Below are 17,352 nucleotides of genomic sequence, written 5' to 3'. Positions count from 1 at the left end.
CCCGCGCCATCGGCATGCTGGTCCAGCGGGGCGTCACGACGAGCGCAGCACCCTGCGGAACTGAATGGCTTCGGCCACATGCTTGAACTGCACGGTATCCGAACCGGCCAGGTCGGCAATCGTCCGCGCTACCCGCAGTACACGGTGATAGGCCCGGGCCGACCAGTGAAATTGCAGCATGGCCTTGTGGAGCATGTCCTGGCCGGCCCGCTCGGGCTTGCAGTGCCTGTCGATCTCGCGCGAGGTAAGGTAGCGGTTGCTTTTGTCTTGCCGCGCCAGCTGCCGCTGGAACGCCGCTTCCACGCGGGCCGAGATGACTTGCGAAGACTCCCCATCCTCGGGGGCGTGCAGCATTTCCGTCGACACCGGGCCCACCTCGATCTGCATGTCGATGCGGTCCAGCAGCGGACCGGAGATCCGGTCCTGATAGCGGTTAATCGTGTCTTGCGAGCACTTGCACTGGCCGGAAAGCTGCCCGTGGTAGCCGCACGGGCAAGGGTTCATGGCCGCCACCAGCTGGAACCGCGCCGGGAACTCGGCCTGGCGGGCGGCGCGCGAGATCGTCACGCGCCCGGACTCGAGGGGCTCGCGCAGCACTTCGAGCACGCGGCGGTCGAATTCCGGCAATTCGTCGAGGAACAATACGCCGCAATGTGCCAGCGAGATCTCGCCGGGGCGCGGCACGCTGCCGCCGCCCACCAGCGCCACGCCCGACGATGTGTGATGCGGTGCGCGAAACGGGCGCATCTTCCAGGCCGCCGCGGTGAACGAGCCCGTCAGCGACTGCACCGCGGCCGCTTCCAGCGCTTCATCGTTTGTCATCGACGGCAGCAGGCCGGCGAAACGCGAGGCCAGCATGGTCTTGCCCGCGCCGGGCGGGCCCACCATGATGATGCTGTGCCCGCCCGCGGCAGCTACTTCCAGCGCCCGCTTGGCATGCCACTGCCCTTTGACTTCGGCGAAATCGGGGTGCTCGGCGCGCGCCGGTTGCAGTGCCGGGCGGTGCCGCGCCAGCCGGACGGTATCGTCGGCCGCGCAGAAGTGGTTGCACACTTCCAGCAGCGTGGCCGCCGGGAAGATTGCCGCGCCATCGACCAGCGCCGCTTCGTCCGCGTTCGCCAGCGGCAGGATGAAGGCGCTGTGCGCGCGTGCCCGCTGCATCGCGAACGTCATGGCCAGCGCGCCGCGGATCGGCCGCAACTCGCCGGTCAGCGACAGTTCACCGGCGAATTCATAACGCGCCAGGGGAGGGGAGGGGATCTGGCCGGAGGCGGCCAGGATGCCGATCGCGATCGGCAGGTCGAAGCGGCCGGATTCCTTGGGCAGGTCGGCCGGCGCCAGGCTGACGGTGATGCGGTGGTTGGGCATCTCGAAGCCCGCGTTGACGATGGCGGCGCGCACGCGGTCGCGTGCTTCCTTGACTTCCGTTTCCGCCAGCCCGACGACGTGGAAAGCCGGCAAGCCGTTGGCGAGATGGACTTCGACGCTGACTTCCGGCGCTTCGATGCCGTTCAGCGCACGGCTTTTCAGGACGGCCAGGCTCATGATTCCCCGCTACAAGCTGTGGATGAAGAAGACGATCCTGCATCCTAGGCGCTTGCGGCGGGCGCGGCCTTGCGCCGCGATAAAGGAGAAAAATCCGCGAAAAGTCGTTACAGCGGCGCCTTCTCGGCGGCGATCTTCGCCTCCAGTTCGGCCAGGCGGGTTTCCAGCAACTCCAGGCGGTTGCGGGTCTTGGCCAGCACCTGGGCCTGGATGTCGAATTCCTCCCGCGTTACCAGGTCCAGCTTGGAAAAGCCCTGGGTCATCATCGCCTTGACGTTGCGCTCGATATCCTTGGCGGGCGAATTTTCGATGACGTTGTTGATCTTGGATTGCAGGTCGGTAAAGAAGGCGTTCATGTCCACGATGGGCTCCAGGTGAGGTTTTTCGCACAAATGCACCACAATGGTGCCAGTACGAAGATTATTTGGTGCGAAACAGGCGTCGCGCAGCGCGGCTCGGCTATCAGCTCAGCAACTATTTGCTGGCACGCATTCTGCTTTAGCTAAAGGGACAACGAGTCAGACGAATTTTAAACCGCAATAAAAGTTCACTCAAAAGGAAATCGCCATGTCATACCCGAGCAAGCGCTCCGCCCTGTCCATCGCCGTACTGTTCGCGTGCATCGCGGCAGGCCAGGCCCAGGCACAGGAAGCCGCCGCGACACCCGAGGCGAAACCGGACAATGAGATCAGCTTTAACGCGGCCGTTACCAGCGATTACCGTTACCGCGGTATTTCGCAAACCCGCCTGAAACCGGCACTGCAAGGCGGCGCCGACTGGGTCAACAACCCGACAGGCTTCTATGCCGGCACCTGGCTGTCCACCATCAAGTGGGTCAAGGACGGCGGCGGCGACGGCAGCGTCGAATGGGACGTGTATGCCGGCAAGCGTGGCGACATCGGTTCCGGCTTTACGTACGACGTGGGCGGCCTGGGCTATATCTACCCCTCGAACTCCCTGTCGACCAGCGCGAACACGTTTGAATTGTACGGGCAGGTCGGCTTCGGCCCCGCCACCCTGAAATATTCCCACTCGCTGACCAACCTGTTCGGCTTCGCCGACAGCAAGAACAGCCAGTACCTGGATGCTTCCGTCAACCAGGAGCTGGGTGGCGGCTTCATCCTGAACCTCCACGTGGGCCACCAGAAAGTCAAGAATAACGGCTCGGCCGATTACACCGACTGGAAAGTGGGCGTCACCAAGGACTTCGGCGTTGCCACGGTATCGCTGGCCTATGTCGATACCAATACCGAAGCGTACGTCGCACCGAACGGCAAGAACCTGGGCAAATCAGGCGCCGTGCTGACCCTGTCCAAAACTTTCTGAAACACAAAACGAGGCCTGCCATGAAAATGATTACCGCCATCATCAAGCCGTTCAAGCTGGACGAGGTGCGTGAAGCCCTGTCCGCGATCAACGTGCAAGGGATAACCGTGACCGAAGTAAAAGGCTTTGGTCGCCAGAAAGGCCACACGGAGCTGTACCGCGGCGCCGAATACGTGGTCGACTTCCTGCCCAAGACCAAGATCGAAGCGGCGGTCGACGACGCAATCGTCGAGCAGGCCATCGAAGCCATCGAAACGGCCGCCCGTACCGGCAAGATCGGCGATGGCAAGATTTTCGTGTACAACCTGGAACAGGTCATCCGTATCCGGACCGGCGAAACCGGCAACGATGCGCTTTAACTTAACGATGCGTCAAAGGGGAAATCGATGAAAAAAACGATAACGAAATGGCTGGCCGGGGCAGCCATGCTGATGGCGTTCAGCGCGGCGCCGGCCTGGTCTCAGGAAGCGGCGCCGGCCGACGCGCCTGCCGCCACCGCCACCGCCACGGCGCCTGCCGCCGTTGACACAGCACCCGCGGCGGCACCAGCGGCCGCGGCACCCGCCGCAGCCGAAGCAGCACCGGCCGCCGCGCCCACGCCACACAAGGGCGACACCAGCTGGATGTTTGTCTCCACGCTGCTGGTCATCATGATGTCGATTCCCGGCCTGGCGCTGTTCTACGGCGGCCTGGTGCGCTCGAAGAACATGCTGTCCATCCTGATGCAGATCTTCACGATCTTCTCGCTGATCATCGTGCTGTGGTGCCTGTATGGCTACTCGATTGCGTTCACCGAAGGCAATGCGTTCTTCGGCGGATTCGGCCGTGCGCTGCTGAACGGCATCTATGACCCCGTCGCCGGCACGTTCGCCTATGCGGCAACGTTCAGCAAGGGCGTCGTCATTCCCGAATTTATCTTCGTCGCCTTCCAGGGCACGTTTGCCGCCATCACCTGCGGCCTGATCGTCGGTGCCTTCGCCGAGCGCGCGAAATTCGCCGCCGTACTGGCCTTCATCGTGATCTGGTTCACCTTCGCCTACCTGCCGATGGCGCACATGGTCTGGTTCTGGGCCGGCCCGGACGCGATCACCGATGCCGCGTCGCTGGCCACCGTCACCGCCAAGGGTGGTTACCTGTGGAGCCACGGCGCGCTGGACTTCGCCGGCGGTACCGTGGTGCACATCAATGCCGCGGTTGCCGGCCTGGTGGGTGCCTACATGATGGGCAAGCGCGTCGGCTACGGCCGTGAATCGATGGCCCCGCACTCGCTGGTGATGACGATGATCGGCGCTTCGCTGCTGTGGGTGGGCTGGTTCGGCTTCAACGCCGGTTCCGCGCTGGAAGCGGGCGACATCGCAGCGCTGGCCTTCGTGAACACGCTGCTGGCCACTGCCGCCGCCACCGTGTCCTGGCTGTTCGCCGAATGGATCTTCAAGGGCAAGCCCTCGATGCTGGGTGCCGTGTCCGGCGCCGTTGCCGGCCTCGTGGCGATCACCCCGGCCGCCGGCTTCGTCGGCCCGATGGGTGGCCTGGTCATCGGCCTGCTGGCGGGCGTGGTCTGCCTGTGGGGCGTGAATGGCCTGAAGCGCATGCTGGGCGCCGACGACTCGCTGGACGTGTTCGGCGTGCACGGCGTGGGCGGTATCCTGGGCGCCGTGCTGACCGGCGTGTTCGCGGCACCGTCGCTGGGTGGCCAAGGCATCTGGGACTATGTGGCCAACAAGGCTTCGGCGGACTACTCGATCGGCGGCCAGGTGGTCACCCAGCTGATCGGCGTGGGCGTCACGATCCTGTGGTCGGGCATCGTTGCCTTCATCGCCTACAAGCTGGTGGACGTGGTGATCGGCCTGCGCGTGCCGGAAGAACAGGAACGCGAAGGCCTGGATATCAACAGCCACGGCGAATCGGCCTACCACATCTAAAAGGTACGGTTTTGCCGCCAAAAGCGCCCTGCGGGGCGCTTTTTTGCTTTCCACACCTTTAAAATGGCATCTTTGCCCTGATTTGGTGAGTCCGCCTTCAGCATTGCAAGGCGGGCACGCAGTTCGCCCATCACTACAAGGAAGTAAGCATGGTTCCCCACCTCGTCACGGCCCTGACCGGACCGCTGCTCGATCTCGAAGAAAAAATCCTGGCCGCCACCCCCGCCATCGAGCGCTGGTTCCGGCTGGAATGGCAGGAACATACGCCGCCATTCTATTGCTCGGTCGATCTGCGCAATGCCGGCTACAAGCTGGCCCCGGTGGACACCAACCTGTTTCCCGGCGGCTTCCATTACCTGGCCAGTGAAATGCTGCCGCTGTCGGTGCAGGCCGCGATGGCCGCGATCGACAAGTATTGCCCGGATGCGCGCAACCTGCTGGTGATCCCGGAAAGCTACGACCGCCATCCGACCTACCTGGAAAACATCGCGCGCCTGGCGCAGATCTTCCGCCAGACAGGCCTGCACGTGCGGCTGGGCACCCTGGATCCGTCCATCACGCAACCGACGCCGCTGGCTCTGCCGGATGGCAACATGCTGGTGGTCGAACCGCTCGAGCGTTCGGCGAACGGCCGCCGCGTGGGGCTGAAGGACTTCGATCCGTGCACGATCCTGCTGAACAACGACCTGTCGGCGGGCCTGCCGGACATCCTGCAGAATATCCATGAGCAAAGCCTGCTGCCGCCGCTGCATGCGGGCTGGGCCCTGCGCCGCAAGCACAATCATTTCACCGCCTACGATGAAGTGGCCAAGAAGTTCGGCAAGCTGATCGGCGTGGACCCGTGGATGGTGAACCCGTTCCATGCCCGCTGCGGCGAGGTCGACCTGCAGACCGGCGAAGGGCAGGATTGCCTGGCGGGTAACGTCGACGCCGTCCTGGCCAAGATCCGCAAGAAGTACAAGGAATATGGCATCAAGGAAAAGCCGTTCGTCATCATCAAGCCCGACGCGGGCACCTATGGCAAGGGCATCATCAGCATCCGCGACGCGGCCGAACTGAAGGACCTGTCGCCGGCGCAGCGCGAGAAGATGTCGGTGGTTAAGGATGGCAAGGTCGTCAGCGAGCTGAACATCCAGGAAGGCGTGCCCACCTTTGAAAGCATCAAGGATGCGGTGGCCGAGCCGGTCGTCTACATGATCGACCGCTACGTGGTCGGCGGCTTCTACCGCGTGCACGCGGAACGGGGCGTGGACCAGAACCTGAACGCGCCCGGCTCGCAGTTCGTGCCGCTGGCCTTCGCGCAGCAGCATGCGGTGCCCGACCTGAAAGCCAAGCCGGGCACCGCCGCGCCCAACCGTTTCTATGTGTACGGCGTGGTGGCCCGCCTGGCATTGCTGGCAGCATCGCTGGAAATGGAACGCACCGATCCGAATCCGGAAGTGTATTGAGGCAACTGGTTCAGCCTGCCGGCAGGCCGGGTTCCCCTCGGCCGGGCTGAGCCGATGTCGCTTTGCAAACTCGGCTAAAATCGGCCATTACCTCGAATGGATGTGCCCATGAAAATCGCTTTTCTTGCCGACCCGTTGGCGAACTTCAAGATCTACAAGGACTCCACCTACGCCATGATGGCCGAGGCCGCGAAGCGCGGCCATGAAGTGTATGCGTTCCAGCAGCGCCACATGGCGCTGGAGAATGGCATTGTCCGCGCCTGGGTCTCGCGCATCACGATGACGGGCGGCGGGCAGGAAGACTGGTATGACGCCGCGCCCTCGGAAGACGTGGCGCTGTCCGAGTTCGACATCATCCTGGAGCGCAAGGATCCGCCGTTCGACATGGAATACGTCTACGGCACCTACCTGCTGCAACTGGCCGAACAGCAGGGCGTGAAGGTGTTCAACAGTCCGCAGGCGATCCGCGACCACAATGAAAAGCTGTCGATCGCGCAGTTCTCGCAGTTCACGTCGCCGACCATCGTCACGTCGGATGAAACGCGCCTGCGCGCCTTCCACGCCGAGCATGGCGATGTGATCTTCAAGCCGCTGGACGGCATGGGCGGCACCGGCATTTTCCGGGTGAAAGCCGATGCCATGAACCTGGGCGCCATCATCGAAACACTGTCGCAGAACGGCCGGCAGACCATCATGGCGCAGCGCTACATTCCCGAGATCGTCAAGGGCGACAAGCGCATCCTCGTCATCGGCGGCAAGCCGGTGCCGTTCTCCCTGGCCCGCATCCCGCAGGGTAGCGAAGTGCGCGGCAACCTGGCGGCCGGCGGCGTCGGCGTGGCCCAGCCACTCACCGATCGCGACCGGGAAATTGCCGAGGCGATCGGTCCGGTATTGGCCGAGCGCGGCTTATTGCTGGTAGGATTGGACGTGATCGGCGATTACCTGACCGAGGTAAACGTCACGAGCCCGACCTGCTTCCAGGAGATCACGCAGCAGACGGGCTTCCAGGTAGCCGCCATGTTCATCGACGCGCTCGAACAGGCGGCCTGACAAGGACCGATATGGTTGGTATTTTGCTTATGACGCACGCGCCGCTGGGGGAAGCATTCCTGGCGGCGGTAGCCCACGTATTCCGCAACAAGGTCGAGCACCTCGAAGCGATCGACGTGGTGGCGGACCAGGACCTGAGCGACGTGCAGGCACTGGCCGCGGCGGCCATCAGGCGGCTGGACGATGGTTCCGGCGTGCTGGTGATCACCGATGTAAAGGGAGGTACGCCCGCCAATTGCTGCAACAAGCTTGCTGACGCGGGCCACGTCGAAGTCATCGCCGGCATCAGCCTGCCCATGCTGCTGCGGGCGATCACGTATCGCATGGATACGCTGGACGTGGTGGTGGAAATGGCGCTGGCCGGTGCGCAAAGCGGGGCGGTACGGGTGGACAACCGCATTCGGGTCAATTAAACGATTCGGGTCAATTAGATAAAAAAGAAACATGATTCAGCAAGAACTCGAAATCATCAACAAGCTCGGACTGCACGCGCGCGCTTCAGCCAAGTTCACCCAGCTGGCGGCGAAATTCAAGAGCGATGTCTGGCTGTCCCGCAATGGCCGGCGCATCAATGCGAAATCGATCATGGGCGTCATGATGCTGGCCGCCGGCAAGGGGGCCAAGGTCACGCTGGAAGCCGATGGCGCCGACGAACAGGAGTGCATCACCGCGCTCGCCGGGCTGGTCAACGACAAGTTCGGCGAAGGCGAGTAAATGCCGTTTGACCGGGGAGCACCGATGGCATCGTTCACACTGCACGGCATTCCGGTCTCGCGCGGCATTGCCATCGGCCGGGCGCAGATCCTTGCGCCGGCCGCGCTGGACGTCAAGCATTACCTGATCGCCGAAGAACACGTGGAAGCGGAAGTGGTGCGCCTGCAAACAGCGCTGGCCACCGTGCACCGCGAACTGCAAACGCTGTGGAACGAACTGCCGAAGGATGCGCCGACCGAACTGGGCGCGTTCATCGACGTCCATGCGCTGATCCTCTCCGATCCGATGATCTCCGAAGCGCCGCTGGACATCATCCGCAGCCGCCACTACAACGCCGAATGGGCGCTCGTCACGCAGATCGAGGAACTGTCGGCGCAGTTCGACGAGATCGAGGATCCCTATCTCCGCGAACGCAAGGTCGACATCCAGCAGGTGGCCGAGCGGGTGCTGAAGGTGTTGCTGGGCAGCGAGCCGCTGCCCATGCCGGTGGAGCCGGACGACGACGAATTCCAGGCGCAGATGGTGGTAGTGGCGCACGACATCTCGCCGGCGGACATGCTGAAGTTCCGCGACCGCTCCTTCATCGGCTTCGTCACCGACGTGGGCGGGCAGAATTCGCACACGGCGATCGTGGCGCGCAGCCTCGATATCCCGGCCGCCGTCGGCGTGTCGCAGGCGTCCAACCTGATCGAGCAGGATGACTGGGTGATCATCGACGGCGATGCCGGCGTGGTCATCGTCAGCCCCAGCGCGCTGGTGCTGCAGCAGTACCGCGATCGCCAGCTGGCCGCGCAGCGGGCCCGCAAGAAGCTCTCGAAGCTGAAGAAGACGCCTGCCGTCACGAAGGACGGCACGCCGATCACGCTGCTGGCCAATATCGAGCTGCCGGACGATTGCGGCCCGGCCCTGGAAGCGGGCGCCAACGGCGTGGGCCTGTTCCGTTCCGAGTTCCTGTTCATGGGGCGCGCCAGCGACATGCCGTCCGAGGATGAACAGTTCGAGCAGTACCGCCGCGCCGTGGTGGCGATGAAGGGCCGGCCGGTCACCATCCGCACGCTCGACATCGGCGCCGACAAGCCGCTCGACACCACCGAACACACGGCGCTGAACCCGGCGCTGGGCTTGCGGGCGATCCGCTATTGCCTGTCCGAGCCGCAGATCTTCCTCACGCAGCTGCGCGCCATCCTGCGCGCTTCCGCGTTCGGCAAGCTGCGCATCCTGATTCCGATGCTGGCCCATGCGCACGAGATCGACCAGTCGCTGGCGATGATCGAGCAGGCCAAGGCCGAACTGCGCGAGGCGAACATCAAGTACGACCCGAACGTGGACGTGGGCGCGATGATCGAGATCCCCGCCGCGGCGCTGGCGCTGCCGATGTTCGTGCGGAAGATGAAGTTCCTGTCGATCGGCACCAACGACCTGATTCAGTACACGCTGGCCATCGACCGGGTTGATTATGAGGTGGCGCACCTTTACAATCCCCTCCATCCCGCCGTACTGCAACTGATTTCGATGACCATAGCCGCCGGCCACAAGGCCGGTATCGACGTTGCGGTGTGCGGCGAGATGGCGGGCGACGTGAAGCTGACGCGCCTGCTGCTCGGCATGGGCTTGCGCGATTTCTCGATGCACCCGGCGCAGCTGCTGTCGGTCAAGCAGGAAATCCTCAATGCCGACATGGCCCGCATCCTGCCGCAAACGCGCAAGATACTTCGCTCCATGGACCCGGACGTCATCGCGGATGCCGTCCTGTCGCTGCAGACGATGTAGAAATTCCAGCGGGTGCCCCCATTCGGGCCCCGCCACCATCACAGGCCCGCGGGGCCACGCAGTACACAATAACTCGAAAACATGTCCTCGATAGGAATCGTTTCTCCGCAAACCATGGCGTTCGCGGATCCCTTGCCCCTGCAAAGCGGCGCGTCGCTGCGCGACTACACGCTGATGTATGAAACCTACGGCACGCTCAATGCCGACAGATCGAACGCGGTGCTGATCTGCCATGCGCTGAACGCATCGCACCACGTGGCCGGCTGGTATGCCGACGATCCGAAGAACGTGGGCTGGTGGGACAACATGGTCGGTCCCGGCAAGCCGGTCGACACCAACAGGTTCTTCGTCATCGGCGTCAACAACCTGGGGTCGTGCTTCGGCTCCACCGGCCCGATGCACGCCAATCCGGCCACCGGCAAGCCTTATGGCGCCGCTTTCCCGGTGGTGACGGTGGAAGACTGGGTGGCCGCCCAGGCCCGCCTGGCCGACCGCCTGGGCATCGCGCAGTTCGCCGCCGTGATGGGCGGCTCGCTGGGCGGCATGCAGGCGCTGGCCTGGAGCATCATGTATCCGGACCGGCTGCGCCATTGCGTGGTCATCGCTTCCACGCCGAAGCTGTCGGCGCAGAACATCGCCTTCAACGACGTGGCGCGGCAGGCGATCCTGTCCGACCCGGACTACCATGGCGGCGACTTCTACGAACACGGCGTGGTGCCGAAGAACGGCCTGAAGGTGGCGCGCATGGTCGGCCACATCACCTACCTGTCGGACGACGACATGGCCGAGAAGTTCGGCCGCAAGCTGCGGTCGATGGCCGAGAAGGGGGGCGCAGAAACCGCCGGCTACAAGTTCGGCTTCGGCATCGACTTCGAGATCGAATCGTACCTGCGCTACCAGGGCGACAAGTTCGCCACCTACTTCGACGCCAACACCTACCTGCTGATCACCAAGGCGCTGGACTACTTCGATCCGGCGCGCGTGCATGACGGCGACCTGACGCGCACCCTGGCGAAGACCAAGGCGAAATTCTTCCTCGCCTCGTTCACCACCGACTGGCGCTTCTCGCCGGAGCGCTCGCGCGAGATCGTGCAGGCGCTGCTGGCCAACCGCCGTGAAGTGACCTATGCGGAAATCGATGCGCCGCACGGCCACGACGCCTTCCTGCTGGAGGACCCGCGCTACATGGGCATGGTGAGGGCCTATTTCGGGCAAATCCACGGCCAGATTGCCGCCGGATCGAAAGGAGGTGCCGCATGACGTTCGACGACCTGAAACGGGCACGCCCCGACCTGGCCTTCATCGCCCACTGGATACAGCCCGGCGCGCACGTGCTGGACGTGGGCTGCGGCGACGGCTTCATGATGGAGTACCTGCAGACCGACAAGCGCTGCACCGGCTACGGCCTGGAACTGGCGGACGACAAGGTGCTGGAAAGCACCCAGCGCGGCGTGCGCGTGATCCAGCAGGATTTCGAGAAGGGCGGCCTGGCGCTGTTCGGCGACAATTCCTTCGACACGGTGCTGTGCCTGTCCGCGCTGCAGATGATGCAGCACGTCGAGGCGCTGCTGCGCGACATCGTCCGCGTCGGCAACGAAGCCATCGTGTCGTTCCCGAACTTCGCCTACTGGCCGCACCGCGTGGCGCTGCTGAAGGGCCGCATGCCGGTGTCGAAGACGCTGCCGTACCAGTGGTACGACACGCCCAACGTGCGCTGCGCCACGATCGAGGATTTCCGTGCGCTGGCCGCCGAGGTGGGCGTCGAGGTGATGGAATATGTGGCGCTGGCCGAAGGGCGGATCGTCGACGTGCTGCCGAACCTGCGCGGCGAACTGGCGGTGTTCCGGCTGCGCAAGCGCAACGGTGCCGGCAGCCGTTGACAAGGCCGGGTGAATCGGGCCCCGGGCCGGCATATGGTATCGTGTGGCCAACGACCGTGGAATGTACATAATGTCATGGACGTATGGAACTAAATCATGAAATCACTCAAACATAGCCTGGCCCTCATCACCCTTGCCACCAGCATGCAGCTGGCGGCAGCCCACCAATCCGCGCCGGCGCAGAGCGCGCCTGCCGCCCAGGCGTCGGACGGCATTCCCGTCACGCGCCTGTCGCGCCTGCGCGTGTTTTCCGACGAGCAAACCGTCAACGAGCAATCGAAGCTGCAGTACGACGCGCTGCTGAAGGAAGCCGACCAGAAGGACGCGCTGGTCGACGACAATCATCCGCAAGTGCAGCGGCTGCGCGCCATCGCGAAACGCATCATCCCGCACGTGGGCCGCTGGAATCCCGAGGCGGCGGACTGGAACTGGGAAGTCAACCTGCTCAATTCGGACCAGGTCAACGCCTTCTGCATGCCTGGCGGGCGCATCGCCTTCTTCACCGGCATCTTGACCAAGCTGAACATGACGGACGATGAAGTGGCCATGGTGATGGGCCACGAAATCGCCCACGCACTGCGCGAACATGCGCGCAAGCGGCAGGGCGAATCGCAGGTGGCCGCGATCGCCGGCAAGCTGGGCGGCATCGCCGCCTCGGCACTGTTCGGCATCGACCCGAACCTGACGGACTTCGGTGGCCGCATGGCGGCCCAGGCGGCCGTGCTGAAATTCTCGCGCGGCGAGGAAACCGAGGCCGACCTGGTCGGCATCGACCTGGCGGCACGCGCCGGCTTCGATCCGCGCGCCGGCGTCGCGTTGTGGCAGAAAATGGGCGCCGTCAACGCGCGCGCGCCGATCGAGTTCCTGTCCACTCACCCGAGCGGTGAAACCCGCATCGCCGAGATGAACAAGAGCATGCCGCTGGTGCTGCCGGTGTATGCGCGCACGCGCGGCACCACGGTGGCCAAGCTGCCAGCCTACCGCACCACGCCGCTGCCGAAAACGTAACACCCGCTTTTCCCGCATGTCATCCACCGTCAAGTTCCACGGCAAGGCGCCGTTGCCCATGCGCGACGGCGTCACGCCCAGCTACCTGTGGCTGCCCGAGGGCGACTGGCCCGACCTGATCACCTTCATGGTGGCGAACTATCCCGCCGTGACCGAGGCGCAGTGGCGCGAGCGGATGGCGCGCGGCGACGTGGTCGACGCGCAGGGCAGGGCGCTGCAGCCGTCGTCGCCGTATCGCCGCAACCTGCGCATCTTCTACTACCGCGAGCTGGAGTACGAGGCGCCGATTCCGTTCGAGGAAGAGGTGCTGTACCAGGACGAGCACATCGTAGTCGCCGACAAGCCGCATTTCCTGCCCACGATTCCCACCGGCCGCTTCCTGAAGGAGACCTTGCTGGTGCGCCTGCGCGCCAGGCTCGGCATCGAGGAACTGGTGCCGATCCACCGGCTCGACCGCGAAACCGCCGGCATCGTCGTCTTTTCCCGCAACCTCGACAGCCGCGGCGCGTACCAGTCGCTGTTCCAGCAGCGTGTGGTGCAAAAGGAGTACGAGGCGCTGGCCGGCCCGCTGCCGGGACGCACCTTCCCGTTCAGCTACCGCAGCCGCATGGTGCAGGGCGATAAGTTCTTCACGATGAAGGAAGCGCCGGGCGAGCCGAATTCGGAAACCATGATCGATATCGCCGGGCAGCGCGGCGAACACGTGCTGTATCGCCTGTGGCCGCACACGGGGCGGCAGCACCAGTTGCGCGTGCACCTGGCCGCGCTGGGCATCCCGATCGTCAACGATGCGTTCTACCCGGTGGCGTTGCCATGCAAGGGCGAGGATGTGTCCGCACCGCTGAAACTGCTGGCGCGGGCGATCGGCTTCCCCGATCCGCTGACCGGGGAATGGCGCTACTTCGAGAGCCGCCGCAGCCTGTAGGCCGCCGTCAGACCAGCACGAAGTTGCCGACCAGGTCGATATCGTTATCGACCGTGATCGCCACGCTGCCGTTGTACCAGGTCGTGAACTCCCCGTCGCCGTTTTCCCATAGCCACTGGCTGTCATCGAGGGTGACCTTGTCGTCCGCGCCGCCGGCGATGCGCAGCGGGCCGCCACCGGTCATGGCGAGTGCCGATTCGGTGTTGAACGCCAGTTCGAACGCGGTGCTGCCACCGTCGCCCAGGTCGATCGCCTCGATATTGGCCAGGTGGCCGGCGATATCGGCCAGGTCGAGCATGGCGAAGGCCGCGTCGCCGGTGCGCGCCACCTGGGAAACGTCCAGCGTATCGTGGCCCTCGCCGCCGTCGAGGAAGGCGAAGCCGGTGCTGCCGGCGCTGATGCGGTCGTCGCCAGCCTGCGCGAACAGCGCCTCGCCCTCGCCGATGTCGAACGCGCCGCCATAGCCGTCGGCCACGTAGACCGTGCTGGCATTGAAGAACGGGCCGCCCAGGTTGCCCGCTTCATCGGCAACGCGCAGGCCGATCGTGCCGCCATAGCCCAGCTCGACGTCGTGCAGGTAGAGATAGCCGTCCAGCGCGGCGCGCTGCCAGGTCACGCCGCGGTCCACCGTGAACTCGACCAGGTCGCCCTCGTCGAACTCGCCCATCACCTGTCCCGTGATCGTGCTGCTGCCGGCGATGAAGTCGAACGACGCGTAGTCGATCGTCACGCCCGGTGCCGTCAGGTCGATCGCGATCGGCCCCAGCATGCCCGTTTCGCTGACCTGGCTTTCCGGACCGGCTTCGTACTGGCGCACGCGCACCTGGCCTTCGCCATAGGTCGCGGACACGGGGTCGAGCTTGAAGTAATCGGCGAAGCCGGCCTGCCAGCTTTCGCCGCCATTCACGCTGTATTCCCACGACCCGCCGGGCTGCAGGCCGGCGACGTCGACGCGCACGTCGTTCGTCACGCCATCCTGCGCCTCGCCGCCGGGATCGGAAGCGCTGGCGCTGTCCACGTGCAGGGACAGCTCCGGCGTGACGGGAACGACGATCACCTCGCCATCGCCCCCTTGCGCCGTGTCGAAGCGCAGCAGCACCGAGTCGGCCACCCAGCCCGCGTTGCCCGCCGCATCCTGCAGGGGGCCCTGCGTCGCCAGCCGGTAGTGCGTGCCAGCGTCGAGCGCGTGCTTCAGCGTCAGCGTCAATTCCCGGGTGTCGCCGTTCCAGAGCAGGTCGCCCGCTTTGCCACTGAACTCCTGCACGTCGCCGGAATCGCTGGCCAGCACCAGCATGGTCGCGGCGTCCAGCACCATCTCTTCGTCGAACGTCAGCGTGATGGTGGGCAGCGTGCCCTCCACGACATCGCCTTCATCCGGCGCCGTATCGGCCAGGGTGGGCGCCGTGGTGTCGATCGCCAGCTGCAGCATCTGCGCGCTGTAGTCGCCGGGCACGGTATTGCCGGCGACATCGGCGATGCGCACGAAGAAGGTGTGGATGCCCTCGGCGCCATGCAGCATGCCGCCGGTGAGCTGCACCCGCACCGACTGCGACACCAGGTTGCCGCCGGCATCGAAGTAGCCGGCTTGCAGCACGGTGCGCCCGGCGGGCGGCCCTTCATAGCCGTCTTCCTGCACTTCGATCACGTCGCCGGGGCGGTAGCCCGCCTTGCCGGCCAGCGTCACCACCACCCACGGCTGCCCGGCACTGGTGATGCCGTCGCCTGCGGTGCCGGAATCGCTGTCCGGCGCCAGCGCGGTTGTCGCGGCCCGTGCCGAGGCTTCGGGGGCGGCGGTGTCCACGACGTATTGCTGCGCCACGCTGGTCCGCACCGTGCCGGCCGCGTCCACCACGCGTACCGTAAGCGTGCCTTCGGCGGCCGCCAGCTGCAGTCCGCTGGCGAACCAGTAGCCGTAGCCTTCGCCCTGTTGCGCGTCGATGAATTCGGCGCCGTCGACCGATACCTGCACCCGGTCGCCCTCGCCGAGCGGCAGCGCGCAGTGGATCTCCAGGCCCTGGTCGCTGCCGGCATTGGTGATGAAGTCGGTGTCGTCGATGCCGCTGTCGTTCCACAGCCGGAGCGACAGGCTGGCCGGCGTGGCGTAGGTGAAGGATGCCGTGGCCGGCGCACCAATGCCTTGATTGCCGGCCTGGTCCACCGCGGCGGATGGCGCGAATGCCACCGAGCCGCTGCCTTCGCTGCCAGCATCCGGCACCAGCCGCGCGGTCCACGTGATGCCGTCCAGCGTCGCCAGATCTTCGAGGAGGCCGCCCTCGACCGCGAAGTCCGCCAGCGTGATGCCGCTGACGGCTTCGCTCAGCGTCAGCGTCAGCAGGGCGTGCTCGCCCGTTTCCAGGTGGTCGTCGGACAGCGCCAGCGACAATACGGATGGCGGCGTGATGTCGCCCGGCTGCGCGGTCGTGAAATCGAGCCGGTTGCCGTCCACCAGGCCGGCATAGGCGTTGCCGGCCTGGTCCACCAGCACGCCGGCTTCCATCACCACGCTGTAGGCCATGTTGCCGAGCAGGTCGGCGGCGGGATCGATGGTCACCTTGTTGCCGGCAATCGTCACCTGGCTGGTGTCGCCGATATCGATGGCGCGCGTATCGGTGGCGCCGACGATGCGCGTGTGCAGCAGGCCATCGCGGCCCAGGTAGGTCTGGGTCGCCCCGTTCGTCACGTAGATCTTGCCGCTGCCGGCCTTTACCGCTGTCGAGAATGTCAGCTCGATATGGGCGCCGGTGGCGACCGCTCCGCTATCGTCGGCAGGTGTGGCGGCGCTGAGGAAAGGGCGGTCGGTGGCAAGCATGCAGTGTTCCAGGAAAAAGTTTTTACGGGCGTCATCATAGCAAAGATGCACCTTACTTTTCTTTATGGAAATGCCGAGCGACTGAAAAACAACGGTTGAAACTGTTGAAAAAGCAACGGCCGAGGATGCCCTTGAGGACCGGCCGTTGTCCACGCATCGGATGATGTCAGCGCAGGTAATCGATGATCAGCGGCGCATGATCGGAGAACTTCACGTCCTTGTAGACGGAGACGGCTTGCGCGCATTGCGCGATGGCCGGGGTGGCGACATGGTAGTCGATGCGCCAGCCCACGTTCTTCGCATACGCCTGGCCGCGGTTGCTCCACCATGTGTACTGTTCCGGGCGCGGATCGAGGCCGCGGTGCACGTCCACGTAGCCGCACTCGTCGAACACGCGCGTCAGCCACGCCCGCTCCTCGGGCAGGAAACCGGAATTCTTCAGGTTGCCCTTCCAGTTCTTCAGGTCGATTTCCTTGTGGGCGATGTTCCAGTCGCCGCAGATGACGACTTCGCGGCCTTCGGCGCGCAATGCCATCAGGTGCGGCAGGAACAGATCCATGAAGCGGAACTTGGCTTCCTGCCGCTCGGGCGACGAGGAGCCGGAAGGGCAGTACACGGAAATCACGGTCAGGTCGCCGAAGTCGCAGCGCACGTAGCGGCCTTCGGCATCGAATTCAGGGCTGCCGAAACCGATCTTCACGGCATCCGGCTCGATCTTGCTGTAGACGCCCGTGCCCGAATAACCCTTTTTCTCGGCGTAGTGGAAATGGCCGTGGTAGCCGTGCGGATTGCTGAACTCGGCCGTCATGTCGCTGGCCTGGCACTTCAGTTCCTGCACGCAGATGAAATCGGCGGACTGGGTGCCCATCCAGTCGAAAAAGCCCTTCTTGGCGGCGGAGCGGATGCCATTCAGGTTGGCGGAGATGATCTTTGGCATGGATTAAAATACGGGCAC

16 protein-coding genes are annotated in these 17,352 nt (G+C 64.7%); 12 read left to right on the top strand and 4 right to left on the bottom strand.

From position 1 onward, the window contains the following. Window positions 1-33 precede the first annotated feature (33 nt). Both EYF70_RS24825 and EYF70_RS24820 read right to left on the bottom strand, forming a co-directional pair. Window positions 34-1,545, bottom strand: a complete 1,512-nt coding sequence (locus EYF70_RS24825; protein ID WP_131147788.1) for a YifB family Mg chelatase-like AAA ATPase — start codon at window positions 1,543-1,545, stop codon at window positions 34-36. Window positions 1,546-1,652: 107 nt separating this feature from the next. Next, window positions 1,653-1,907 (bottom strand): accessory factor UbiK family protein, encoded by a 255-nt coding sequence (locus EYF70_RS24820; RefSeq protein ID WP_131147787.1) that lies wholly within the window; start codon window positions 1,905-1,907, stop codon window positions 1,653-1,655. Window positions 1,908-2,112: 205 nt separating this feature from the next. Between EYF70_RS24820 and EYF70_RS24815 the strand changes: the two genes are divergently transcribed. The 12 genes from EYF70_RS24815 (at window position 2,113) to EYF70_RS24760 (ending at window position 13,588) form a co-directional block, all read left to right on the top strand. Continuing rightward, a complete protein-coding gene (locus EYF70_RS24815) occupies window positions 2,113-2,871 on the top strand; it encodes a TorF family putative porin (protein WP_131147786.1) in 759 nt (252 codons plus the stop codon). A gap of 20 nt (window positions 2,872-2,891) precedes the next feature. Further along, the gene (locus tag EYF70_RS24810) at window positions 2,892-3,230 is read left to right on the top strand and encodes a P-II family nitrogen regulator (RefSeq protein WP_130186246.1); all 339 of its coding nucleotides are present in this window, start codon (window positions 2,892-2,894) and stop codon (window positions 3,228-3,230) included. A gap of 27 nt (window positions 3,231-3,257) precedes the next feature. Then, window positions 3,258-4,793, top strand: a complete 1,536-nt coding sequence (gene amt, locus EYF70_RS24805) for an ammonium transporter (RefSeq protein WP_131147785.1) — start codon at window positions 3,258-3,260, stop codon at window positions 4,791-4,793. A 149-nt stretch (window positions 4,794-4,942) separates the two neighbouring features. Beyond that, window positions 4,943-6,241, top strand: coding sequence for a glutamate--cysteine ligase (gene gshA / locus EYF70_RS24800; RefSeq protein WP_131147784.1), 1,299 nt, complete (start codon window positions 4,943-4,945; stop codon window positions 6,239-6,241). Between the two features lie 108 nt (window positions 6,242-6,349). Beyond that, a complete protein-coding gene (gene gshB / locus EYF70_RS24795) occupies window positions 6,350-7,291 on the top strand; it encodes a glutathione synthase (protein ID WP_131147783.1) in 942 nt (313 codons plus the stop codon). An 11-nt stretch (window positions 7,292-7,302) separates the two neighbouring features. Further along, complete coding sequence (locus EYF70_RS24790) at window positions 7,303-7,704, top strand: PTS sugar transporter subunit IIA (RefSeq protein WP_131147782.1); 402 nt, start codon at window positions 7,303-7,305, stop codon at window positions 7,702-7,704. A gap of 31 nt (window positions 7,705-7,735) precedes the next feature. Continuing rightward, on the top strand, window positions 7,736-8,005 hold the full coding sequence (locus EYF70_RS24785) for an HPr family phosphocarrier protein (protein ID WP_131147781.1): 270 nt from the start codon (window positions 7,736-7,738) through the stop codon (window positions 8,003-8,005). A 24-nt stretch (window positions 8,006-8,029) separates the two neighbouring features. Beyond that, window positions 8,030-9,775 (top strand): phosphoenolpyruvate--protein phosphotransferase, encoded by a 1,746-nt coding sequence (gene ptsP / locus EYF70_RS24780; RefSeq protein ID WP_131147780.1) that lies wholly within the window; start codon window positions 8,030-8,032, stop codon window positions 9,773-9,775. A gap of 114 nt (window positions 9,776-9,889) precedes the next feature. Continuing rightward, entirely contained in the window at window positions 9,890-11,035 is a 1,146-nt protein-coding gene (gene metX, locus EYF70_RS24775; protein WP_229420953.1) for a homoserine O-succinyltransferase MetX, read from the top strand. Further along, on the top strand, window positions 11,032-11,655 hold the full coding sequence (gene metW / locus EYF70_RS24770; protein WP_131147778.1) for a methionine biosynthesis protein MetW: 624 nt from the start codon (window positions 11,032-11,034) through the stop codon (window positions 11,653-11,655). The genes metX and metW overlap by 4 nt, the downstream gene beginning before the upstream one ends. A gap of 96 nt (window positions 11,656-11,751) precedes the next feature. After that, window positions 11,752-12,663 (top strand): M48 family metallopeptidase, encoded by a 912-nt coding sequence (locus EYF70_RS24765; protein WP_131147777.1) that lies wholly within the window; start codon window positions 11,752-11,754, stop codon window positions 12,661-12,663. 16 nt (window positions 12,664-12,679) lie between these two features. Beyond that, entirely contained in the window at window positions 12,680-13,588 is a 909-nt protein-coding gene (locus tag EYF70_RS24760) for a pseudouridine synthase (RefSeq protein WP_229420544.1), read from the top strand. A 7-nt stretch (window positions 13,589-13,595) separates the two neighbouring features. On the opposite strand, the gene EYF70_RS24755 is transcribed toward EYF70_RS24760, so the two are convergent. Together EYF70_RS24755 and EYF70_RS24750 are read right to left on the bottom strand one after the other, a co-directional pair. Next, window positions 13,596-16,397, bottom strand: a complete 2,802-nt coding sequence (locus EYF70_RS24755; protein ID WP_131147776.1) for an Ig-like domain-containing protein — start codon at window positions 16,395-16,397, stop codon at window positions 13,596-13,598. A 166-nt stretch (window positions 16,398-16,563) separates the two neighbouring features. Next, window positions 16,564-17,334 (bottom strand): exodeoxyribonuclease III, encoded by a 771-nt coding sequence (locus tag EYF70_RS24750; protein WP_131147775.1) that lies wholly within the window; start codon window positions 17,332-17,334, stop codon window positions 16,564-16,566. Window positions 17,335-17,352 lie beyond the last annotated feature (18 nt).

Source organism: Pseudoduganella albidiflava (assembly GCF_004322755.1).
In the GTDB taxonomy this organism is placed as follows: Bacteria; Pseudomonadota; Gammaproteobacteria; order Burkholderiales; family Burkholderiaceae_D; genus Rugamonas; species Rugamonas albidiflava.
Note: the sequence above shows the minus strand (reverse complement) of the source record. Positions and strands in the feature narration are given on the sequence as shown.